The following is a 22,608-nucleotide window of genomic DNA, read 5'->3' as shown; positions in this document are numbered from 1 at the left end:
AAATCATGAAAAATATTTCCACTAAATATACCTGTATATTCTCGTTATTTCTTGTATTAGGACTTACGGGATGCGAGGAAGCACTTGAGGTTGAACTTCCGAGAAATCAATTATCTTCAAAAACTGTTTATACCTCAGATCCAACAGCCGAGGCAGCAGTAAATGGAATCTACCAAAGTATGGTTGCCGACTTTTATTATAACAGAATCCATTCGGTACTAGGACAAACAGCAGATGAATTAGTCCCAACAAATGGCCTGGCCACTGTCTATAGTTCTAATGAAATCCAGGAAACTGACGGAACAATAAACACCAATTGGGGAGAACTGTATAAAACGATTTACAATGCCAACAATGTTATTGAAGGTGTTACTGCAAGTACTACCCTCAATGTTGTAAAAAGCAAACAATGGATTGCTGAAGCAAAGTTTCTAAGAGCTTATTGTTTCTTTTACCTGACTAATCTTTGGGGAGATGTACCATTAGTACTTACAACAAATGTAGATGTGTCTGCATTATTGCCACAATCGACTCAGGAAGCAGTTTATGCACAAATTGTTCTTGATTTGACCGATGCTTCAAAAGATCTGCCGGTTGATTACAACAACTATAACAACAAAAGAATCAGAGCTACAAAATGGGCTGCAGAAACTTTATTGGCCAGGGTAAATCTTTATTTAGGAAAATGGAGTGATGCAGCAACACACGCCTCAGCGGTAATAAACGAAACCGGAAACTATGAGATAACTACCGGATTAAGTGCATCAAACAGTCCTTTTATCGCAGATAATAAAGAGTCGATTCTTCAAATCCCGTACTTTAACGTTTTTTATACTTACGAAGGGTCTTCCGTGTTTTCAACAAACGGAACTTTATTGCTAAGAAAAGGAAATGCACTTTTTGAAACTGGTGATGCCAGAAAAACGATCTGGACAGTTGACATCAGAAATAGAACAGGAGTATTTCTTGGAATTGCACCAAATAAATATAAAAATGGATTTGGTGATTCTCCATCAGAGCGTTCTACACCTTTAAGATTAGCTGAATTGTATTTAATAAGAGCCGAAGCCAGAGTACGATTAAATAATATTACAGGTGCTCAGGAAGATATTAATGTAATTCGAAACAGAGCATTACTTGGGAATACTACTTTAACAGATTCTAATCAATTATTGGATTTAATTGCGCTGGAAAGACAGCGTGAGTTTTTTGCAGAAAACGGACACAGATGGCTGGACCTGAAAAGAACCGGAAAACTGGATGAAACACTTTCTGTTTTACCAGACAAAATCTGGAAATCTACAGACCGTTTATATCCAATACCAGAAGCTGCCCTTCGTTCTAATCCCTTCTTAAATCCTACGGAAGGATACTAAATAATAAAAAATAACGCAGGAGTGTGTTTTATAAAAAAATACATTCCTGCGATTTAAAAATCACTATGGAAACAACAATTGTAAGAGTTGAGGACTTGTCACATCAATACAGTAAGGATTGGGCAATTCAAAATATCAGTTTTGAAATCAAAGAAAACAGGATTTTAGGCCTTTTGGGGTCAAATGGAGCCGGAAAATCGACCACGATGAATATTCTCTGCGGCGTTTTGAACCAGACCAAAGGAAATATATTTATTGACGGAATCAATTTAAAGGAAAACCCTGTTGAGGCCAAAAAACTAATCGGTTTTTTACCGCAGACACCGCCTCTTCACCTTGATTTAACAGTAGATGAATACTTGATTCACTGCGCACAGCTAAGACTGGTAAAAAAAGAAGATTTGAGAAATGCGGTCGAAAAAGCAAAAGAAAAATGCGGTATTTCACATTTCAGCCACAGGCTGATCAAAAACTTATCCGGCGGGTACAGGCAGCGTGTAGGGATTGCCCAGGCAATCATTCATGAACCAAAACTGGTAGTACTTGACGAACCTACAAACGGACTGGATCCAAATCAGATTCTGGAAGTCAGAAATTTAATCAAAAAGATTGCTAAAGATAAGGCTGTGATATTCTCTTCACACATTCTTTCTGAAGTTCAGGCCACCTGCCAGGATATCAGAATGATTGAAAACGGACACATGGTTTTTTCGGATACACTCGAAGCTTTCAATAATTATATCGAAGCCAATACGCTGACAGCCAGTTTTGAAAATCCACCTGCAGTTAATATCCTGAAAGAGATTTCAGAAATTACAGAAGCTGTCTATCTTTCTCCTAAAAAAGTACAAATCACTTTTTCAGGAACGCAGGAAATAGCAGAAAAAATCGTAGCACTGAGCGTTTCCAACAACTGGAAATTACGCGAAATCCAGTTCGAAAAAGTATCCCTTGACGAAATTTTTGCCCAATTATCAAAAAAAGCACCTTCTAAAAACGCTATTCTTTCTTAAAAACAAACAAATGAAAACAATATACAGAATTGCTAAAACAGAACTCAACACGATGTTCTATTCTCCAGTGGCCTGGGTCGTTTTAGTTATATTTTCAATTCAGTCCAGCTGGAAATTTTTTGACTCGATCGAACGTTTTGAAAGATCACAGAAAATTGGGCAGGAAATGGATAACTTGTCTCAGATTATATTTTCAGGATTCAGCGGACTTTTTACTGAAATGCAGAATTATCTGTATTTATATGTCCCACTATTGACAATGGGGCTGGTAAGTCGCGAGATTAACAGCGGTTCTATCAAGCTTTTACTTTCATCACCCATTAAGATTAAAGAAATCGTACTCGGAAAATACCTGGCCATTGCTGCATATTGCATGCTTTTTATTGCGATTTTGGGTATACAAGTTATTATAGCCGGATTTTCTATTGAAAATCTGGATGTTAAATTTGCAATTTCAGGTTTGATCGGCTTGTATTTATTAGTTTGCACCTATGCTGCAATCGGGCTTTTTATGTCCTGTCTTACTTCTTATCAGGTCGTGGCAGCTATCAGTACTCTGGTCGTTTTAGCAGGTTTAAATTTCATTGGTAAACTCTGGCAGGATGTTGAGATTCTAAAAGATATTACGTATTTCTTATCTATCGCAGGACGTGCAAATGAAATGCTTGAAGGTTTAATTATCAGTAAAGATGTCCTTTATTTCGTTTTGGTCAGCGGTCTTTTTATTGTACTGAGTATTTACAAATTGCAGACAGGGCGTGATACGCAGACTTTTTCAAAAAGAGTGCTAAAATATAGTTTACTAATAACAGTTGTTTTGTCACTTGGTTATATTACATCAAGAGCAGCCCTTACGTTCTACTATGATATGACACGCACAAAAGACAGGACTCTTACTAAAAACAGTCTGGACATAGTGAAACAGATGAATGGTCCTATTAAGATTACTGCTTATGATAACCTTCTGGATGTAAATTATTACATGGCCATGCCTTATTATCAAAATGAGGACATAGCAGGCTTTGCTAAATACACACGCTATCTGCCTCAAATTGAGATGGACTATGTATATTATTATGATACTTCTACCAATGCAGAACTTTATGGTAGAAATCCGGGATTAACGGACAAACAGCTTGCTGAAAAAATGGTTGAATCACAGGATATGAAGCTTAAAAAATTATATAGTCCTGCTGAAATTAAGAAAATTATTGATCTTGGACCAGAGCAGAACCGTGTGGTAAGAACCGTGGAATATAAAGGAAAAAGAACATTTTTGAGATTTTACGATGATTTGTTTAAAGCTCCAAATGAAAAAGAAATCTCTGCAGCCTTAAAACGATTGGTGGTAAAAGCTCCGAAAATTGTTTTTACAACCGGAAATATGGAACGCAGTATCGCCAAAATCGGAGATAAGAATTATAAAACCGCTTTTAATGAAATCACGTTCAGATATTCGTTAATCAATCAGGGATTTGATGTTACTGCTGTGGATATCAATGCACAAAATATTCCGGCCGATACTGATATTTTAATCCTTGCTGATCCTAAAACGCAGCTCAGCCAGGGCGCTGTTGACCGAATTACCAAGTACATCGATCAGGGGAAAAATGTAATGCTTTTAGCAGAACCTGAAACGAATACGGCTTTGGCAGCAATAACTGAAAAATTAGGATTGAGTTTTACAAAACAGGCCTTAATTCAGGAAAGCGAAACCAACTCACCGGATTTCCTGGTAACAGAACTTCAGAAAGATGTTGATACCACTTTAATTAAACTTTCAAAAATTAATAATCCAATTCCGTTTCTGGGAAGCAGCGGTATTGTAACCGCAAAAGAAACAGGGTTTAAAGTAACACCGCTTTTAAAAACAAACCATGAGCCAGCCTGGGAATCTCAAACGGGTATTACCTCTTTCCCTCAGGAACTGAAAAAACAGCCATCTCAAAAATCAGTTCCTTTAGTTGTTGCTTTAACTAGAAATATTAATGGAAAATCGCAGAAAATAATTGTGGCAGGTGATGCTGATTTTCTGGGGAATGCCGAGTTAAGCAGGGGCGGTTCGGGAACGTTTCAGTTTGTGACTGATATTTTCAGCTGGTTCACTAATTACGAATTCCCTATAGATACAACACGCCCTGAAAAAATCGATAATAAGATTACGATCAGTTCAAATCAGGTATTCATAGGTAAAATTGTATTTATAGGATTATTTCCTTTACTGATCATCTTAAGCGGTGCTTTTATATTGATTAGAAGAAACAGAAGATAAAAAATCCCCAAGTGATGTCGTTAAAGATGACTTTGGCAATGCCTTTTGAACCTACTCAAAAAACTTCCCAAAAGATTCTTTAATGACAATCATTTGATAAAAACAAAAAAATGACAACAAAAAATATCACAATCGGATTGCTGCTGTTGTGCTTTCACGGTGCATTTTCGCAATTCAAAACCACAATTCCGCTGGATAAAAATGTAACAAGCGGAAAGTTAAAAAACGGACTGACCTATTACATCCTTCACAATGAAGAGCCAAAAGACAGGGCGAGTTTTTACTTTGTTCAGAATGTAGGCGCTATTTTAGAAGATGACAGTCAAAACGGACTGGCGCATTTTCTGGAACACATGGCATTCAACGGAACGGAGCATTTTAAAGGAAAGGGCATTATAAAGATGCTGGAGAAAAATGGTGTAAGTTTTGGTAAAGACATCAATGCATATACTGCTCAGGACGAAACGGTTTACAATATCAGCGGTGTTCCTGTAATGAACCAAAAACTAATCGACTCTACACTCTGGGTTTTGCACGACTGGTCTGGGGCTCTGTCATTGACAAATGAAGAGATAGATGCCGAAAGAGGGGTTATCCGCGAAGAATGGAGAACAAGGCGTACGAGTGATTTTCGTTTAAAAATGCAGACCGATCAGGTTTTGTATAAAAATTCAAAATACAGTAGAAGAGATGTTATTGGTGATTTGAATATCATCAATAATTTCAAATATGCAGAATTGCGAAACTACTATAAAAAATGGTACAGACCCGATTTGCAGGCTGTAATTATAGTAGGTGATATTGATGTGAAGATAATGGAGGAAAAAGTAAAAAACATATTTTCGGGCATTCCTTTAGCTAAAAAAGCAGCAGTGAGAACGTATGAAAAAATACCAAATCATGATGAGTTATATTTCGGTACAGCAACTGATAAGGAAGCTTCTTCTACAGAAATCACACTGCAATATGTTGTGGATGAACCTTTGGTAAAAGACAGTACCGTTACAAGAAAAAATGTAATGAACTCTTTTTACACCAACATCCTCAACAATCGTTTCAAAGAATTAATTTTAAAAAATCAGGGTGCTGCATTGAATATTAAGGCTTATTTTGAACCGGTTTCAAGATTAAATACCTCATTTAATATTTCGGCTTCAGCGAAAAAAGGAAAAGTAACTGAGGCTTTTGAAGAAGCTTACACAGAAGCGGAACGCATCAGACGTTTTGGCGCTGTTCAGGCAGAATTGGACCGTACTAAAAAACTCTTTATCAGTTCTTACGATGATTTCCTGGGCAATAAAGACAAAGTCGACAATGACAGCTGGGCCGATAAACTAACAGATTATTTCCTGAAAGCAAAACCTTTCCTTTCGGCTCAGGATGATTACAATCTTGTTGTCGGGATTATTAAAAACATCACTTTAGAAGAATTTAATGCTTACGCAAAAACAATCCGGAAACCAACAAATCAGGTTGTTCTGGTAACCGGAGCAGAAGACGATAAAAATAGTTTTCCAACAAAAGAAAGTGTTGTAAACGTGATGAAAAAGGTTGAAGGCATGAATTTGAAACCTTACACCAAGGAACAAAACAATTCGCCTTTAATAGAAAAAGAATTAAAACCTGCTGCTGTCAAAAAAACATTTGAAGTTGCCGGAATAAAAGACGCCAAAGGATATATTTTAGAAAATGATGCTAAAATAATTGTACTTCCAACAACGTATTCTCAGGATCAGATTGTGTTTTCTGCTTTCTCAAAAGGTGGAAAATCTTTGATTAAAACCGAAGATCTGAATTCGGCCGAAATCGCTACCACAATTGCCAGATCTTCAGGATTGGGAAATTTTGACAATATCGGATTAAAAGAAAAGCTAACCGGAAAAGTAGCTCAGGCAAGTCCCTTTATTGGAGATAACACCGAGGGATTTCAGGGAAGTTCAAACAAAGCAGATTTCGAAACTATGCTTCAGCTGCTTTATCTTTCTTTTGAAGCACCCCGTTTTGATCCAAACATTTTCAATATCCTGAAAGAGCAGTACAAAAGCCGTCTGGAAAACATTCAAAAAGATAATGGAAGCGCTTTTAACGATGCTGTCGATTTGGCCAATTCGAACAACAATCAAAGGACTTTCTTATTCAACGATAAATTTCTTGAAACAATTGATTTGAAAAAAGCTGAAAGTATTTATCGTGACAGAATTAAAAATGCAGCTGATTTCACTTTTATTTTTGTTGGAAATATTCCGGAATCCGGTTTAGAATTGATTCAGAAATACATTGGAAATATAAAGTCCGATCCAACTGTAAAAGAAAATTATGTTGATCATAATATTGAACCTAAAAAAGGAAAAACAGTCGTTCATTTCAAGCGTCCGATGGAAGTTGCAAAAACTACGGTTTACCTGAACTTAACAGGAAAAACGGAATACAGTAAAGAAAATGCACTTTCTATGTATGTGATTGGTCAGCTGTTGTCAAAACGATTTTTGCAGACCATTCGCGAAGAAGAAGGCGGAAGTTATGGGGTAAACGTTGGAGGTAATCTTGAAACAATTCCTTCACCAACTTTTAGTCTTGCACTGACTTTTGACTGTAATCCGGATAAGCAGGAAAAATTAATGCAGATTGTATGGAAGGAATTAAATGATTTAAAAACGGTTCCGGTTAATGCAAATGATCTGGAAGACATCAAAAAAGCGCTTCTTAAAAACCGCGAAGAATCATTAAAAACCAATTCTTTCTGGAACACGACCCTTTACAATAACACTTTAAATCAGATTCCTTTTTCTCAGGATGAAGAATATAAAAATTTAATTTCTAAAATTAATCAAAAAACTATTCAGCAGTTTAGTAAGCACGTTTTGGATAGTTCAAGCAGTGTCGAAGTTATTATGAGTCCTGAAAGCCAATCAGGAAAATAAGAAACTTCAGAATACATTTTTATTTTATTAGTTCAGAAGGCTGTCCCGCCAGACAGCCTTTTTTGTAGCATTTCTGCTTCAGGACAGCTGTAATTTAGATATGCTGTGAATCTGTAATGAACCTGAATGGTTTGCGTTTTTAAGGAAAAAGCAGGATTTCTCCTTGAGGAATTCATTTTGTTTTTTTGTTTTTGATTTCGTATCAGGCTTACCGACCGAATATTTTGCAAACACAAGACGGAATAGTAAAATTATCAAGAATTGATAAAGGTAAACTGCATCTTACTGCAGGGCAGAACAAAAATAAATTGGTTTTTCATTTGTTTTATTTTAGAGTATTTTGGATTAGTAAACTTATACTGCTGACTTGAAAAACCTCAAAAAGAGCTGTTATTATAACGGCTCTTTTAATTTGTTGTCAATATTTAGAATGCTGTTTCTATGAGTTATCTGTTTTTAACAATTTGATTTCTGAGTCTGCTGAGGGATTGCGGGGTAATTTTTAGATAAGAAGCAATGTAGTGCTGAGGGACATTTTGAGCCAGTGAAGGGTAGCGGCTCATAAATTCCAGATATTTAGTTTTGGCATTGCCATAATTTAAAAAATCATTGTCTTTAATTTTATTTAAAAGATGCGCTTCTGTTATGCTTTTCAAAAAGATATAAAAATTCGGAACTCGTTCACTCAATTCATCGAGTGTCTCTTTTGTTATTGAAAAAGCTTCGGTATTAACAACTGCCTGAAATGCGTCTTTGTTTACCGTGCTGGTATAGTAGCTTTCCAGATCTACAAAAAACTGATTTTCGCGTACAAAATATTTCGTTACTTCTAAACCCTCCTTATCGGTTGCATAAACTCTTACAATCCCATTTTCAACAAAACCAACTCTGTTTGAAATTTTATTAGCATCCTGTATGATTTCATTTGCCTTAAAATAATTTTTCTCAAACAAAAGCGCAATTTCATCAATAGCTGCTGTGGTAAGAATGCCTCCAAAACCTAAAACAGATTTTAATTTTTCCATATATTTATTTAACAATATTCAATGCTATGACACTTTTGGCGCAGGATAAAATAGCTTCTTCCATTGGTAATGGCTCCCAGTTAAGCTCATTTACAGCTTTTGACCGGTCTATTTTCCTTTCGATTCCTAAATCAATCAAAATTGGTTTTAATGATGTTTCAAAATTGGACAGCAATTTAACAAAAAAATTAGGTAATTCTTTAGATGGGACTTTTCGGTTCGGATATTCTTTTTTTAAAATTCCGGCAATTTTTTTGAAAGACAAATATCCCGAAGAAGCCAGATAGCGTTGTTGATTTGCCTGTGGTAATTCCATCGCTTTAATTAATAAATCAGCTACTGAACGCACGTCAATAATTTCGACACCAATTTTTGGAATTGCCGGCATACTGCCGTCGATAGTTTTGATGACAATATTTGCTGAAGTGCCAAAATCATCTTCTAAAACAGGGCCTAAGATTGCACCGGGCAAAACAGTAACCAGTTCTAATCCGGACGGATTGGTTTTAATAAACTCCCACGCTGCTTTTTCTGCAATAGTCTTGCTTCTGAAATAAGGGGTTGAATCTTTTTTATTTGATTCATCTGTCCAGTCATTTTCTGTGAAAGTGGTATCAAGCTCACTTTTGTTTTTACCATAAACCACAGCTGCGATTGAAGATGTAATTACAACCCTTTTTACATTATTTGCAGAGGCATTTTTTAAGATATTCAGCACGCCATTTTTAGCAGGCTCAATTAATTCAGATTCATGTTTTGGCAGTACGCGGGGAAATGGTGATGCAATATGCTGGATAAAATCCATATTTTTTGTTAGTTCCTGCCATTTGCTTTCGTCATTTATATCTGCTTCTGCTATAGTTAAATTTTGGATATGCGGAGTATGTTTTCCGATAATAGCTTTTAAGGCAGCTGCCCTGCTCAGATCCCGTATGGTACCTGTAACTTTGTAGCCTTTATTTAACAATTGAATGGCTGTGTGGGAGCCAAGGAAACCTGAAATTCCGGTAAGTAAAACTTTTTTATTGTAGAAATTTTGATTCATTTTCTTTTTGATTTTGATTTGAAACAAAATTACCAACAGCTTATCAGCTGGCAATTATCATTTGGTAAGAAGAATAGAAAACTGAAAATAAAGAATGCCGTTTAACACCATTTTCAGGAGAAATTGCAGAAATTTTCATTTGTTTATCCCCGGTATTAAATTTAACACGACAGTATTGACTACTGATAGTAAAATTAGTTTTATCTTAGCTGTAGCTTTACATTTATAATTCGGGATTATCGAAAAAAATGTAAAAGAAATAGGCTTACAGCCAAACAATTTTGACACTTCAGAAATGATTTGAGCATATTGGAACAATTTAAACTTATCCTGGACAAATGAATAAACAAATTTACAATCTTCTGTTGGCTGACGACGATGAGGACGATTGCATTTTTTTTAGAGAAGCACTTGATGAACTTTCATTTCCTGTAACGCTTGTAACTGTCAATGACGGAGTTGAGCTTATGGATTTTCTGGATGTTAATATTTCGGATAATTTGCCGGATATTCTTTTCCTGGATTTAAACATGCCACGCAAAAACGGATATGAATGTCTGACAGAAATAAAAGCGATTCAGGAACTAAAGAGACTTCCTGTAGTTATCTTTTCAACTTCGCTGGATACGGAAATTGTAAATAGAATGTATGATAATGGAGCTTTATATTATATTCGAAAACCCGGTGATTTTTCAAAATTAAAACAAGTAATCGGGAATGCACTTAAGGTAATAGAAGAAAATAACTTCAAAAAGCCTGAAAGAGAGAATTTTGTTCTTCAACCTTAATATTTACCTGGATACCCATGACAAATAAAGAGTATTATTTTCTTCAGGGCGGAGGTGAAATGGGAGAACTCATTCGAAGTAAAGACTGGAGTAAAACATCTGTAGGCACTCCTGATATCTGGCCTCAAAGCCTTCGCACAACGCTCGGCATTATTTTAAATTCAAAGTTTCCAATGTTTCTGTGGTGGGGAGATGAGCTCACCTGTTTTTACAACGATGCATACCGTCCGAGTCTTGGTAATGAAGGAAAACACCCAAATATTTTAGGACAAAAAGGAGAAAAGGCCTGGCCTGAGACCTGGCCAGTTATATATCCCCTTATTCAACAGGTATTAGCAGGAGAAGGATCAACATGGAGCGAAGATCAGCTTATTCCAATATACAGGAATGGTAAAATAGAAGATGTTTATTGGACATTCAGCTACAGTCCGGTACATGATGAGTCCGGAAAAATTGCCGGTGTAATGGTAATTTGTAGTGAAACTACAGAAAATATATATTCTCTTAAAAAATTAGAAGAAAGTGAGCAAAAAATAAGGCAATTGGTAGAAAATGCCCCTTTTCCTATTGGTGTTTATACCGGAAAAGAAATGCGTATTGAACTTGCCAATAAATCCATAATGGATATATGGGGGAAAGGGAATGATGTAATAGGAAAACTGTATACAGATATTTTGCCGGAACTTGAAAATCAGTTGGTTTTTGAGCAGCTTAATACAGTTTTGGAAACGGGAGAATCATTTCATACAAAAAATACCCCTCTGGATCTTACAGTTGATGGAAAACTTCAGACGTATTATTTTAATTACAGTTTTACACCTTTATATGATGTAAAGGGAAATGTTTATGCCGTTATGAATACTGGCGTCGACCTGACTGATTTAAATCTTGAGAAGAAAAAAACAGAAGAGGCAGATAAACGTTTTCGTGATGTTGTGAAACAGGCTCCAGTGGGAATTACTATTTTAAGAGGGCCGCAGCATGTGGTAGAAATGGCCAATGAAGCATATCTTAAATTAGTAGACAAAGAAGAAAGTACTTTTGTAGGCAGGCCTTTGTTCGAATCTTTACCTGAAGTAGAATCTACAGTAAGTTTGCTGTTGATGGATGTTCTAAAAACTGGGTTTCCATATCATGGAAATGAAGTGCCGGTGCCTTTAAAACGCTTTGGAAGATTAGAAGTTTCCTATTTTGATTTCCTTTACGCTCCGTTAAAAGAAGAAGACGGTACAATTTCAGGTATAATTGTAATCGTGACAGAAGTAACCGAAAAAGTACAGGCCAGAAAGAAAATAGAGCAAAACGAAGAAAGACTTAATATTATCGTAGAAGCAAGTGAGCTTGGAACCTGGGAACTGAATGTTAAAACCAAAGAGCTGCATTATTCTAAGAGATACCTTGAAATTGTTGGTGGATATAAGGAGTTGGTTGATTTAACACACGAACAGTTAATCGAGCATATTCACCCTGATGATATGCCTATTCGAAATAAAGCATTAGAGGAAGCACTTCGTTCAGGTGTTTTAAATTATGAAGCACGATTAATCTGGAAAGACAAATCGATTCACTGGATGGAAGGAAAAGGAAAAGTTTTTTATGATGAAAATGGAAATCCCGAAAAGCTGATTGGAACAATTAGGGATACTACAGCCGAAAGAAAACATCAACAGGAATTAGAAGAAAGCGAAAAAAGATTCCGCTCACTTACAGAGAGCATTCCGCAGTTAATTTGGGAGACCGATGAAAAAGGTAATGCATTGTTTACATCAGGTAAATGGCTCGAATATACAGGAATTCAGCCAGGAAAAGAAGATAGCTGGAAAATGATGATTCATCCGGAAGATTTTGAGGAAAATATAAAAAGATGGAGCCATTCATTAACAACAGGTGAAGGATACAGGGCAGATGTAAGAATTAAAAGTAAAGACGGAACTTACAGGTGGCATGCTGTAATTGGTGAGCCTATTCGGAATGAAAATAACGAAATCATTAAATGGGTAGGGGCATTTACAGATATTCATGCTGAAAAAGCCTTTACACATGAATTAGAAGAGCAGGTAAATACCCGTACCAAAGAATTAAACAATATAAATGAATCACTGAGAAAAAGTGAACAGCGTTATCATTTAATGGTAGAGGAAGTGCAGGATTATGCCATATTATATCTGAATGAGACAGGTACAATTGAAAACTGGAACAGGGGGGCAGAAAAGCTAAAAGGATATAAATCAGAAGAAATAGTCGGAAAATCTTTTTCAGTCTTTTATACTGAAGAAGACCGAAAAAACAATCTGCCCCAAAAATTATTGCAGATTGCACGTGAAAAAGGTAAAGCCCTGCAGGAAGGATGGCGTGTTCGAAAAGATGGAACCCTCTTTTGGACAAGTGTTGTCATTACAGCTGTCCATAATAAAAATAATGAAGTCATAGGGTTTTCAAAAGTGACGCACGATCTTACAGAAAAAAAGAAAGCAGAAGACAAATTAAAACGAAATGCATTAGAACTGGAACAAAAAAATACAGAACTGGAACAAATGAATAAAGAACTCCAGTCTTTTGCCTACATTTCAAGTCATGATTTGCAGGAGCCGTTGAGGAAAATCCAGACTTTTGCTACTCAGATTATAGAAAAGGAATCACAAAACCTCTCTGAAGTTGGAAAAGATAAATTTCAGAGGATGCAGAATGCAGCAAAACGAATGCAGGCTTTGATTAATGATCTTTTATCCTATTCAAGAACCAATATTCAGGAAAGAGTATTTGAAAAAACAGCTCTTTCTGAAATTATAGAAGAAGTAAAAGAAGATTTAAAAGAAGAGATAGAGATGCAGAAGGCTGTCGTGAAAGTAGGTCAGACTTTTACTGTAGATCTGATTCCGTTTCAGTTTAGACAATTGCTATATAATTTGCTAAGTAATGCGATTAAGTTTTCACGACCGGAAATTTCTCCGATAGTAAAAATAAATAGCGAGATTATCAAAGGATCTTCATTAAATAATCCTAAAGCTATAAACGAAATAAATTACTGTCACATTAGTATTTCAGATAACGGAATTGGTTTTGACCAACAATACAGCGCAAAAATATTTGAAGTATTTCAGCGCTTACATGGAAAACTGGAATATACCGGAACCGGAATAGGACTAGCTATTGTGAAAAAAATAGCAGAAAATCACAACGGTTTTATTACAGCAAGCGGTGAAGAAGGCAGAGGAGCCACTTTTGATATTTATATTCCTGTAAACGAAGCTTAAATAATCCAGGTATAAGTTTAAAACTAAAAACTCCAAAACTATTGTTTTGGAGTTTTTTGAATATGACTTAAGTCTAAATTCCTAAACGAAAATCGCTGACACTTTTTTGTTCTAGGGAAATTTCTTCAAAATAACTGGTTGTACCTTTCTCTACCGGACATTGTGTGCTGATTCCTGCCCAGATTAAGGCAGGGTAATTGTTTTTGTAAAGTCGGACCAATTGCCAGTTTTTATTATCCAGTGAATAGTAACTGGCAACAGTCTGAGTATCGGATGAAATTTTCATATAGGCAGTTTTTTGTCTCACAATATCATGATTGTTATCGTCAGAAGTCCCAATTGTACGAACGGTTACCATTCTCTGATTACCGCGTTCATCCTGCTCAAAACAAAATTTTTGATAAAAATTATCATGAACATACAAGTACAAAACGCCTGCATTGTATAATCCTGTTTTTGTAAATTCCGGACTTACTTTTGCGACGAGCGTAAAAGGTTTTGTATTGTCCAGCTTAGATAACAGAATCGGGGCAGTATTGTTGGATAATTTATTGTTCGGATCTGAAAAATAATCTTTTTTCTCGCCAACGTGAAAGACGATATTGTTCTTGCTGTCAATTTTTGCAAGTGTATCTGCGCCATTAATTGATTTTGTAAAATGAATTTCTGCCAGTTTGATATCGCAGGCGGTACCGCGTACAAAGGCAGAATCGGTAGATTTCGAAACAGTACTTTTCGGTTTGGATTCAGTATTGTTTTTAGGTTTTTTTTCGCAGGATGCCAGAAACAGGATTCCGAAAAAAACGCAATAAGCTAGAAGATTTGATTTCATAAAATTTTTTGTTAGGAATAAAAATCATAATTTAATTTTTCAAATTTACATTTGCTTTGTTGCATCGGCAATACGTAAAATTAACCAATTTATAAAATAGTTATGTCAAAGGAATCTATCGAAAATCAGTTAACTTCTACTTTATTACAGCAAAAGTTTTTGGAAGAGGAAATTTTTGATATTGAAGATTATAAAAAATCTGTTTCTGCCTATGTAGCTATAGAACAATGTGTAGCGGTTCTTTCTGATTTTCAGGCGGATTGCAGTTATATTTATTCCGGTAGTTTTGGGACATTTTTCGGACTACCGTCAGCAAATTCGGTTATTGATTCTGCTTTTGAAGACTGTATTTTCAATAAAATAAATCGGGAAGATGTTACAGAACGTCATGCTCTAGAACTGCAGTATTTTCAATATCTAAAAAGCCTGCCGGATGACGAATATCGAAAATACAGTACTTTTAGTCGTTTGCGAACTTCAGAAGCAGTAAATCCGGGATATATCAGCCATCGGACCATGTATCTTAAAAAGAATCCCAGCGGAAGTATCTGGCTGGCACTTTGCTTATATGCACCGTCAGCTGATTTTCAGGCAAGGCCGGGTATTGACGGCAGGATTGTAAATATGCAGACGGGTGAAATAATCTCCTCTGAAAAATACAAACCTTATGCAGAAAACCTGCTTTCAAAACGGGAACTGGAAATTCTTAATCTCTTGTCGCAAGGAAATAACAGCGTTGAAATTGCAGATCAACTCTGTATTTCAGTTTATACAGTGCGTCGTCACAGGCAAAACATAATTCAGAAAATGCAGGTAGCCAATACAACAGAAGCTTTAAAAACGGCATTTGTCATGGGGCTTGTTGAGGTTTAATTATTCTTGGGAAATGTTCTTTAGTAAGATATTTTTAAAATCAATCGGGGCACCTTCATAATTTAAAGAAATTTTACCTTCATTAGAAGAAGCTTCTGTACATTCATTTACCAGTTTTCCGTTCAGGTACTGGGTAATTTTTCCATTAAAAGATTTAATTACAATAGAGTTCCATTCGCCGTAAGGTTTTTCGTTTTCAATGAATTTGGAAGAAGTAACACTTGCACCGGCTTCAACTAATTTTCCGTTTACTTTGGCCGTTACCTGATCTAAAAAAATAAAATCGCCCGTAGTATTCTCTTTGATTTGAAACTGAATTCCTTTTGGCCAGATCTTATCCGGATAATCAGCAGGAATGTTATACATAACGCCGCTGTTTTTCTTGTTTTTTGTTTTAAACTTCTCTTCTGTATTCCATCTGTATTCTAAACTAAGCTCAAAGTTTTTGTAGCTTTTTTTAGACATCAGATAACCGTTTGTTTCGCCATACATTCTGATCATATTATGTGAGAACTCATAGGCTTTTGATGGCTCTTGTCTTTCAGTACTGGTTTTTGTAAAAGCATACCAGTCATTTAGAGATAAGTTTTTTTGTTGGACCGCACAGGAATTTAAAAGAAAAAGTAAAACGAAAACAAAAGCTGTTTTTTGGAACATAATTAGAAATTTATAATCGGAATGAATTGAGATGATTGTTTTTATAAGATATGAAATAGCAAATTTAAAAGTTTATTTGAAATTATTATTTCCAAAAATAAGTAAAAGGCATTAATCGCTGCTTTGTAAATTATTTTTATGACAGGTTTGTAACAGAAAAGAGGTTGCTCATAAAATGATACAACCCCCTTTTAAATTGAAGTAATAGCTTTATTTTACAATAACTTTTTTAGTACTTGAGCCTTTTTCAGTTTCTACTTTTACAAAGTAAATACCTTTTGTCTGATGAGATAAATTAACAGATGTTGTATTGTCGGAAGTAAGAACCTGTTTTCCCGCACCATCAAAAACGGTAATTGATTTTACATTTTCAACGCCATTAAGAGTAACCAGACCGCTCGTTGGATTTGGAGAGACTGTAATGCTGTTTTCCTCTAAAGTGTTTTCATTAACTCCCAATTGCGGGTTTACATACAAAGTATTGGGTACCGTTTGCTCTGTCAAAAGATAGGCTGCATTTCTCCAAAGGGTCAAAAATTCGTTTGTAACATTTTTTCCATCTCCGGCAGCGATTGCTCCATAATTGCATGCAAAAGTAATCATATCTTTTGTGCCTAGCTTATCATTTGCATCAGTACCTAGTTGAGTTCCGGCAGGATAACGATTTATTAATAATGAATTCGTGTTTGAAGTAGTTGAAATAGCGGTTCCAGCAGCAACAGTTCCGCTGGCACCAGCTAATAAAGTGGCAGTTCCAGGGACTGGAGTAGTAATTTCTAAATCATTTACAAGAGAGAGGCCTTTAACAGCCGCAGTTGCAAGAGCCCCAGAAGCTACAGTAGCTCCAAGGTCAGTTGCACCTGCAAAGAAGATAGGGATACTTGTACCTGTGATGCCATTAAAGATTGGGTTGGCCTCATTACCAGATGTTACCTGCACAGCTAAAGAACTTGTACTTACAACATCATAGGCAGTTCCGGTAGTAGAAGTAATAGTTCTGTTAGCTCCTTTTTGAAAAGTAAATGACTTGTTATAAATAAGGGGAATATTTAGTGCGCCAAGTTTTCTGAATGCAAGTATTCCACTTGGTCTGATGGCAGCGGAAGTAGAACCCCATGTTTCCTGCATTATTATTAAATCAGGCCCAAAAGTAGGAATTTCTGTGTCAACTGATACATTTGTGGCAAGATCTAATCCATTAGCATCACAAGCATAAACTTTCACATTAAAGCCTGTGGCAGTAAGCATTCGGGTAATGGCATCACTTCCTGTAATCGTTGCATTACCTGTTTGTGAAGCTGTAGCATCCATAACTTTGCTAAATTGTATATAGGCCACTTTTTTCTGTGCCATCAATTGTGGAGATGTTGATAATAGCAAAATTACTGTGAGTAATAATTCTTTTTTAAGTAGTTTTTTGGTCATAATTGGTAAAGTTTTAAGATTAAAAATAATAATTGAATTACTTTTTAAGTAAAATTAAGAAAATATTATTGCTGAACAAGTTATTTGTTCATTATTATGTAATCGATTCCGCTTCTGAAATATTTAAGAGGTTAGCAATAGCATTATTTGTAAGACAGATGCTTTTTTCAATTTTTTTAATTTTTATTTTGTAAAAAAGACTCATAAATTATTCCTAAAGCATTGAATTAGTTCAATAAATTAAATAAGGATTTCTGTAAAATTTGTACCACAAATTAATTAACCCCTAAATCTATTAATTATGAAATTTAAAAAAATTATACCACTGTTGCTCGCTTCATTTTTTTTTACTGTTTCCTGTAGTAATGAAGACAACAGCAGTGTTAAAAATGAAAATTCATTAGCTTCAGTCACTACTTCGCCAGGTACTGCAAAAGTTGGTAATTGTAGTGAAGTTCCGGGTTGGGCTTCTCAAAATGGAGGAACTACAGGTGGTGGCAGCTCGCAGGAAACGGTTGTGGCTAATTACACAAGCTTGAAGACGGCTATCGAAAACAGTAATGTAAAAGTCATCAAAGTATCAGGGACTATTGCAATTCCTGCTACTTCTACCGGAAGATTACTCCTTCAGGGGCAATCGGGCAAAACTATATATGGTGAAAGCGGAGCAAAACTGGTTTCAACAGATCAGACTACTGCAAATTCCGGAATTATTAATATTAAAAACTGCACTAATATCATTATAAGGAATTTAATATTTGAAGGCCCCGGCGCTTACGACACAGACGGCTGGGATAATGCCATAATAGATAACTGCCAGAATGTTTGGGTTGATCATTGTGAATTCAGAGATGGCGTAGATGGTAATTTAGATATCAAAAATAAATCTGATTTTGTTACGGTATCTTATACAAAATTCACTTATCTGAAAACTCCAAAAGCAGGTGGTCCCGGAGGTACAGATGATCACAGGTTTTCAAATCTAATTGGTTCAAGTGACACGGCTACAGGTGATCGCGGAAAATTGAGAATTACTTTTGCAAGATGCTGGTGGGGACCTGGCTGTAAAGAGAGAATGCCAAGAGTAAGATTTGGAAAAGTGCATATTATAAACAGTTATTTCAGCAGTTCGGTGAGCAATAAATGTATTATGGCTGGTTTTGAAGCGGATATCAGAATTGAAAAAAATGTATTTGAAAGCGTTAATAAGCCTATTGATCTGATGACTGGTTTTACAGCTGTAACAGTCCTGGATAACAGTTTTCCTAATACCACAAATACTGTAAGCGGGAGTAATGCTTTTACACCCCCATATAATATCGTTACGCTGCTTACAACCGCTGTAAAAGCCGATGTTACCGGCAATGCCGGTGCAACTTTTACCGGCAATATTTGTGGTTCTTTTTAAAGTTAGTCCGTTGGTGTAATTTTAGTACATAGAAATGTATGTAATAATTATGGTAAAAAAAATGTATTGAATTAGACTTTGAATTACCTGACGGGCTACTGTTTTTTGAAGCATATATTTAGTTTTTAGAACTGTAATATATGCTTCATATTTATGCAAAAATGTACTTGAGAAGAAAAAATAGCCAGTATTCGGATTGTATTATTTCTTCTTTGCCGTATCAAGTTCATTAGTCTTGTCTTCTAAAGCCTTTTCAAGAAGTTTTATTTTTTTCTGATAGATTTTATTAAGCTTGACAACAGCATCAATTTCCGGAGTTTTTTCAACTTCAGTTTTAACAGATATAGAACTTTGAAAATTAATAATTTCATCGACGCTTACTTCTAAAACAGCAGCTATTTTTAGTAAACGGTTTTTTCCTAAAATAGTTTTTCCCTTTTCAATCTTATTGTAACCTGACTGTGTTAGTCCCAATTGTCCGGCTACATATTCCTGGGTATAATTTTTTAATTCCCTTATATTCTTGATATTATTTAGTATTGCGTTCCACATATAGTAAGGATAGTAATAGTCTTATTTGGCAATACGCAAAATTATATACATTTATGATTCATACATATAAACTTACCTCAAGGTAACTATAATATCATTTTTGATTATACCAGAATAAAATTTAAGCATATATATCCTACATAACAAATGGTGAAAAGATATATTTTTGATTTAGTTATTAATAAAAAAAAGTAACCCAAATATTTGTGACCAATGATTATAACTGATGAAAGTATCCCTGACGGGAATGATAGAAAAGAAAGGATTTTGAAATGTAAAACAGAAGTAGTTTCTATTATGGACGCTATTTACGTTATAGCAGGCAGTAAATGGAGAATCCCTATTACAATAGCACTGATGGAAGGAAATAGAAGATTTGGCGAGATTATGAAAGAGATTCCTAAAATTACTTCCAAAGTATTGGCACAGCAATTAAAGGAAATGGAACTCAACGGTTTTGTTGAAAAAAAGATTTTTAAAGATAGTGCAATAAGAACTGAGTATGAACTCACCGAATACAGCTGGTCAGTCAAGCCGGTAATATTGGCGCTAAGGGATTTTGGAATCAGTCATCGTGAAAAATTGAGACAGGAAATACTGTGAAAAGATAATTTTAATTTTTTTATTTTATAACGAACTAAATATAATGATAACACCGATATCATCGAAATCATTTTCCGGATCTGGTGCAAAAAAGAAATCTTAATATCCTTTATTTTGTTTTTTGTAAAAATAATTGAATTGCTATCGCAAATAATAAGGCTATTGAAAGTTTAGTTTTCATTTTTACTTTTTTTTGTTACAGTGATTAAGCACGGAATTATCATTATGATTAAAGCATAGATAATTATACCGCTAAAATAAATTTTTGGGCTCAATTTATTTTCCTCTCTTAAAATCATTTTTTCTACTTTCTTACAGTACCATACTTTTAAATATTCGCCTTTAGAATCGGATAATGTATTTTGTTTCAAATAGGATCTATTATAATAGATATTATCTTTTTTTTGATGTTTTTCTAGGGTACCATAATACCATGAATTTGACCCACTAGAACTTGTAGAATTGTTTTCTTCTTTTTTAGAAATATATAATTTATCTTTTTCATAATACTTGTCTGGATATAAATTATAATAAATTAATTTAAGATTCATAAACCCATGCATTGATTCAGAGACAAATGTACCAATAGCAAAAACTAATAGGATGTAACACAATATTTTTTTCATTTTTATTATTTAGGAGTTTCTACTATTTGTGTTTTTTTATAAAGCGGGGCTGTTTCATATTTTATCCCATCTCCCCCGCTAGCGCGAGCGTCTCGCTCGTGCCCGCAACGATTATCAATTAATATCAATTTCTAAAATAGTTTAGTCATTATCTCCATAATTTCTGGCAGAGCTATATTTCCAGTCTATAGGATTTATTACAAAGCCAGTTTCAACGGGATTGTTATGGATGTAATTTAATTTTTGCTCAAAAACTTTTAAGGACCAAATTTCAATAGATTTGTTGTTTTGCTGCCAAAACTGCCTAAGTTTTACTTTGCTGTTTTTCTTTCCGGATCTTTCAAACATCCATAACATCAATTGTTTCCTGCTTTTTTGTGGATTTTCTTCAATTGCTTTGAGCATTTTTCTGGATGTAAAGCCTTTAAAGTCTCTTATTAATCCTGAAGGATCTCCATTTGCCGATCTAAAAATCAAATGAATATGGATAGTCATGATACAATAGCCATAAAGTTCCATAGCCTTATATTTCTGCAATAATCTAATGACTCAGTAATGTTATGTAAAATATTCATCTGTTGTAAATACATCTATCCAGTAAACCGTAGCAAAACTTATAAAGTATGCTCCGGTTTTTTCTCCAAACTTGTATTTTCTGCTAATTTGTTTTTTTGAGCTAATGTAAGAAATACTTCTATATTTATTAACTGTATAGTTTTGAGTTATGTAAAAAATATACCTTGTGTTCACGAGCGGGACGCTCGCGCTAGCCGGGGGATTATGAGGAGATAAAAAAAAAAGCGCAAAGTCAGAGACATTTGCGCAGCAGTATCAGCAGTATCGTTTTTCATGAGAACACTTTGTAGAGCGGAGAAATTTAGTGTATATCCGAGCGATCGGGTTGCATTTTATATTTTATTTATTGTTGTTTTTCAAAGATATGTAATGTGCCTCCCGTATCCAATGCATACAAATTATTATCTCCTATTTGAATGTCGTTTATAATAATTGATGGGCGTGGTGCTAAATCATTAATACGTTTGTACCAAACAATTTTGCCACTGTGTCTTTCTATTATTGAAATAGTAGAAATTTCTATATCTCTGCAGTAAATATATTTATCGTCAAGCCTCATTCCTTCAGGATTTGACCACTCGTTTTTAAAGTAATCTGGATTTATTTGAGTAAGGTTATAAACTTTTAGACCAGTTTCGGGTTGGGTTAAATCTATTTCCCAATATTGCTTGTTATAAACTCCACAGAGTTTTTTATTAATCTCATCAAATAAAGAGTAGGAATAAGTTGATAATGAATTACTGTCAGGAGCTTCAAAACCGACGTGTCCAAAATTTAAAAGATGTTTTACTGTTCCATTACTAATATCAATACCAACCAATATTCCCCAATATGTAGTAAGCCATAATAGATTTTCTGCTATTCCAAATATATTTTTTATATAATCATCTTTAGGAATACTTGGTTTTAAGTCTAATGTCCATTTATATTCACCAGTAAGAACTGATAGAGATTTGATAAAATAATTTTCAATATGACAATATATAAAATTGCCAAACGACATGTAATATTTAATATTATCAACTTGTCCAACATTTATAATTATCTTATTTGTAATAGTGGATAAACAACTTCTAATTGAATTTTTAAAGATAAAAATCATGTCCTTTATTTCTCCATTTAATCCTATGTTAAAATCCAATTTAGTTAATATAGACTCATTAATATTTATTAGGTAGTTTTCCCAATTCTCATCTTTCAACCAAACATTGTTCTTAGTAATATCGAATTTTAATAGTATCGGAGCAATATTATATTGATCTCCATTAATAAAAAAAACATTATCAAGTGTATAAGCAAGAATTTTATTTAAACACAAAAAATTCTTTATTTTTTTTTTTTCTTCAATTTTTTTATACATGA

General features: G+C 34.6%; 19 protein-coding genes. 9 read left to right on the top strand and 10 right to left on the bottom strand.

Annotation, left to right across the window (positions count from 1 at the left end):
• Positions 1 to 5 precede the first annotated feature (5 nt).
• From GXM16_RS18080 to GXM16_RS18065, 4 genes are all read left to right on the top strand, one after another.
• Positions 6 to 1,376 (top strand): RagB/SusD family nutrient uptake outer membrane protein, encoded by a 1,371-nt coding sequence (locus tag GXM16_RS18080; RefSeq protein ID WP_163395899.1) that lies wholly within the window; start codon positions 6 to 8, stop codon positions 1,374 to 1,376.
• A 65-nt stretch (positions 1,377 to 1,441) separates the two neighbouring features.
• On the top strand, positions 1,442 to 2,389 hold the full coding sequence (locus tag GXM16_RS18075; RefSeq protein ID WP_163395898.1) for an ABC transporter ATP-binding protein: 948 nt from the start codon (positions 1,442 to 1,444) through the stop codon (positions 2,387 to 2,389).
• 10 nt (positions 2,390 to 2,399) lie between these two features.
• The gene (locus tag GXM16_RS18070) at positions 2,400 to 4,661 is read left to right on the top strand and encodes a Gldg family protein (RefSeq protein ID WP_163395897.1); all 2,262 of its coding nucleotides are present in this window, start codon (positions 2,400 to 2,402) and stop codon (positions 4,659 to 4,661) included.
• 110 nt (positions 4,662 to 4,771) lie between these two features.
• Positions 4,772 to 7,582 carry a M16 family metallopeptidase gene (locus GXM16_RS18065; RefSeq protein ID WP_163395896.1) on the top strand — a complete coding sequence of 937 codons (2,811 nt, stop codon included), beginning with the start codon at positions 4,772 to 4,774 and terminating at the stop codon, positions 7,580 to 7,582.
• Positions 7,583 to 7,614: 32 nt separating this feature from the next.
• On the opposite strand, the gene GXM16_RS18060 is transcribed toward GXM16_RS18065, so the two are convergent.
• From GXM16_RS18060 to GXM16_RS18050, 3 genes are all read right to left on the bottom strand, one after another.
• On the bottom strand, positions 7,615 to 7,758 hold the full coding sequence (locus GXM16_RS18060; RefSeq protein ID WP_163395895.1) for a hypothetical protein: 144 nt from the start codon (positions 7,756 to 7,758) through the stop codon (positions 7,615 to 7,617).
• A gap of 270 nt (positions 7,759 to 8,028) precedes the next feature.
• Complete coding sequence (locus tag GXM16_RS18055; protein ID WP_163395894.1) at positions 8,029 to 8,607, bottom strand: Crp/Fnr family transcriptional regulator; 579 nt, start codon at positions 8,605 to 8,607, stop codon at positions 8,029 to 8,031.
• A gap of 4 nt (positions 8,608 to 8,611) precedes the next feature.
• Complete coding sequence (locus tag GXM16_RS18050; protein ID WP_163395893.1) at positions 8,612 to 9,652, bottom strand: SDR family oxidoreductase; 1,041 nt, start codon at positions 9,650 to 9,652, stop codon at positions 8,612 to 8,614.
• Positions 9,653 to 9,990: 338 nt separating this feature from the next.
• Between GXM16_RS18050 and GXM16_RS18045 the strand changes: the two genes are divergently transcribed.
• Positions 9,991 to 10,440 (top strand): response regulator, encoded by a 450-nt coding sequence (locus GXM16_RS18045; RefSeq protein WP_163395892.1) that lies wholly within the window; start codon positions 9,991 to 9,993, stop codon positions 10,438 to 10,440.
• Between the two features lie 17 nt (positions 10,441 to 10,457).
• Entirely contained in the window at positions 10,458 to 13,694 is a 3,237-nt protein-coding gene (locus tag GXM16_RS18040; protein WP_163395891.1) for a PAS domain S-box protein, read from the top strand.
• 73 nt (positions 13,695 to 13,767) lie between these two features.
• On the opposite strand, the gene GXM16_RS18035 is transcribed toward GXM16_RS18040, so the two are convergent.
• On the bottom strand, positions 13,768 to 14,526 hold the full coding sequence (locus GXM16_RS18035; protein ID WP_163395890.1) for a DUF1349 domain-containing protein: 759 nt from the start codon (positions 14,524 to 14,526) through the stop codon (positions 13,768 to 13,770).
• A gap of 102 nt (positions 14,527 to 14,628) precedes the next feature.
• Here GXM16_RS18035 and GXM16_RS18030 point away from each other — a divergent pair, with 102 nt between their 5' ends.
• A complete protein-coding gene (locus GXM16_RS18030; protein WP_163395889.1) occupies positions 14,629 to 15,399 on the top strand; it encodes a response regulator transcription factor in 771 nt (256 codons plus the stop codon).
• Here GXM16_RS18030 and GXM16_RS18025 read toward each other — a convergent pair whose 3' ends face one another.
• The gene (locus GXM16_RS18025) at positions 15,400 to 16,056 is read right to left on the bottom strand and encodes a 3-keto-disaccharide hydrolase (protein WP_163395888.1); all 657 of its coding nucleotides are present in this window, start codon (positions 16,054 to 16,056) and stop codon (positions 15,400 to 15,402) included.
• Between the two features lie 210 nt (positions 16,057 to 16,266).
• Positions 16,267 to 17,481, bottom strand: a complete 1,215-nt coding sequence (locus tag GXM16_RS18020) for a T9SS type A sorting domain-containing protein (protein WP_163395887.1) — start codon at positions 17,479 to 17,481, stop codon at positions 16,267 to 16,269.
• 301 nt (positions 17,482 to 17,782) lie between these two features.
• Here GXM16_RS18020 and GXM16_RS18015 point away from each other — a divergent pair, with 301 nt between their 5' ends.
• Entirely contained in the window at positions 17,783 to 18,889 is a 1,107-nt protein-coding gene (locus tag GXM16_RS18015) for a pectate lyase family protein (protein WP_163395886.1), read from the top strand.
• A gap of 201 nt (positions 18,890 to 19,090) precedes the next feature.
• On the opposite strand, the gene GXM16_RS18010 is transcribed toward GXM16_RS18015, so the two are convergent.
• Positions 19,091 to 19,441: a helix-turn-helix domain-containing protein gene (locus GXM16_RS18010; RefSeq protein ID WP_163395885.1), complete on the bottom strand. Its 351-nt coding sequence runs from the start codon at positions 19,439 to 19,441 to the stop codon at positions 19,091 to 19,093.
• Positions 19,442 to 19,654: 213 nt separating this feature from the next.
• Here GXM16_RS18010 and GXM16_RS18005 point away from each other — a divergent pair, with 213 nt between their 5' ends.
• A complete protein-coding gene (locus GXM16_RS18005) occupies positions 19,655 to 20,044 on the top strand; it encodes a winged helix-turn-helix transcriptional regulator (protein WP_163395884.1) in 390 nt (129 codons plus the stop codon).
• A gap of 170 nt (positions 20,045 to 20,214) precedes the next feature.
• Here GXM16_RS18005 and GXM16_RS18000 read toward each other — a convergent pair whose 3' ends face one another.
• The 3 genes from GXM16_RS18000 to GXM16_RS17990 form a co-directional block, all read right to left on the bottom strand.
• A complete protein-coding gene (locus GXM16_RS18000) occupies positions 20,215 to 20,670 on the bottom strand; it encodes a hypothetical protein (RefSeq protein ID WP_163395883.1) in 456 nt (151 codons plus the stop codon).
• A 141-nt stretch (positions 20,671 to 20,811) separates the two neighbouring features.
• Positions 20,812 to 21,207 carry a transposase gene (locus GXM16_RS17995; protein ID WP_373285437.1) on the bottom strand — a complete coding sequence of 132 codons (396 nt, stop codon included), beginning with the start codon at positions 21,205 to 21,207 and terminating at the stop codon, positions 20,812 to 20,814.
• A 382-nt stretch (positions 21,208 to 21,589) separates the two neighbouring features.
• Positions 21,590 to 22,606, bottom strand: coding sequence for a hypothetical protein (locus GXM16_RS17990; protein ID WP_163395882.1), 1,017 nt, complete (start codon positions 22,604 to 22,606; stop codon positions 21,590 to 21,592).
• Between the last annotated feature and the right edge of the window lie 2 nt (positions 22,607 to 22,608).

The organism is Flavobacterium limi (genome assembly GCF_010645075.1).
GTDB classification, from domain to species: Bacteria; Bacteroidota; Bacteroidia; order Flavobacteriales; family Flavobacteriaceae; genus Flavobacterium; species Flavobacterium limi.
This window is presented reverse-complemented; position numbering and strand designations above follow the sequence as displayed.

What these genes read in the sequence shown, in the direction of transcription:
- GXM16_RS18020 (WP_163395887.1), bottom strand. Translation starts at nt 17,481, where the DNA reads ATGACCAAAAAACTACTTAAAAAAGAATTATTACTCACAGTAATTTTG.
- GXM16_RS18045 (WP_163395892.1), top strand. Translation starts at nt 9,991, where the DNA reads ATGAATAAACAAATTTACAATCTTCTGTTGGCTGACGACGATGAGGAC.
- GXM16_RS18070 (WP_163395897.1), top strand. Translation starts at nt 2,400, where the DNA reads ATGAAAACAATATACAGAATTGCTAAAACAGAACTCAACACGATGTTC.
- GXM16_RS18040 (WP_163395891.1), top strand. Translation starts at nt 10,458, where the DNA reads ATGACAAATAAAGAGTATTATTTTCTTCAGGGCGGAGGTGAAATGGGA.
- GXM16_RS18055 (WP_163395894.1), bottom strand. Translation starts at nt 8,607, where the DNA reads ATGGAAAAATTAAAATCTGTTTTAGGTTTTGGAGGCATTCTTACCACA.
- GXM16_RS18060 (WP_163395895.1), bottom strand. Translation starts at nt 7,758, where the DNA reads ATGAATTCCTCAAGGAGAAATCCTGCTTTTTCCTTAAAAACGCAAACC.
- GXM16_RS18015 (WP_163395886.1), top strand. Translation starts at nt 17,783, where the DNA reads ATGAAATTTAAAAAAATTATACCACTGTTGCTCGCTTCATTTTTTTTT.
- GXM16_RS18065 (WP_163395896.1), top strand. Translation starts at nt 4,772, where the DNA reads ATGACAACAAAAAATATCACAATCGGATTGCTGCTGTTGTGCTTTCAC.
- GXM16_RS18050 (WP_163395893.1), bottom strand. Translation starts at nt 9,652, where the DNA reads ATGAATCAAAATTTCTACAATAAAAAAGTTTTACTTACCGGAATTTCA.
- GXM16_RS18035 (WP_163395890.1), bottom strand. Translation starts at nt 14,526, where the DNA reads ATGAAATCAAATCTTCTAGCTTATTGCGTTTTTTTCGGAATCCTGTTT.
- GXM16_RS18000 (WP_163395883.1), bottom strand. Translation starts at nt 20,670, where the DNA reads ATGAAAAAAATATTGTGTTACATCCTATTAGTTTTTGCTATTGGTACA.
- GXM16_RS18025 (WP_163395888.1), bottom strand. Translation starts at nt 16,056, where the DNA reads ATGTTCCAAAAAACAGCTTTTGTTTTCGTTTTACTTTTTCTTTTAAAT.
- GXM16_RS18005 (WP_163395884.1), top strand. Translation starts at nt 19,655, where the DNA reads ATGATTATAACTGATGAAAGTATCCCTGACGGGAATGATAGAAAAGAA.
- GXM16_RS18030 (WP_163395889.1), top strand. Translation starts at nt 14,629, where the DNA reads ATGTCAAAGGAATCTATCGAAAATCAGTTAACTTCTACTTTATTACAG.
- GXM16_RS18080 (WP_163395899.1), top strand. Translation starts at nt 6, where the DNA reads ATGAAAAATATTTCCACTAAATATACCTGTATATTCTCGTTATTTCTT.
- GXM16_RS18010 (WP_163395885.1), bottom strand. Translation starts at nt 19,441, where the DNA reads ATGTGGAACGCAATACTAAATAATATCAAGAATATAAGGGAATTAAAA.
- GXM16_RS17990 (WP_163395882.1), bottom strand. Translation starts at nt 22,606, where the DNA reads ATGTATAAAAAAATTGAAGAAAAAAAAAAAATAAAGAATTTTTTGTGT.
- GXM16_RS18075 (WP_163395898.1), top strand. Translation starts at nt 1,442, where the DNA reads ATGGAAACAACAATTGTAAGAGTTGAGGACTTGTCACATCAATACAGT.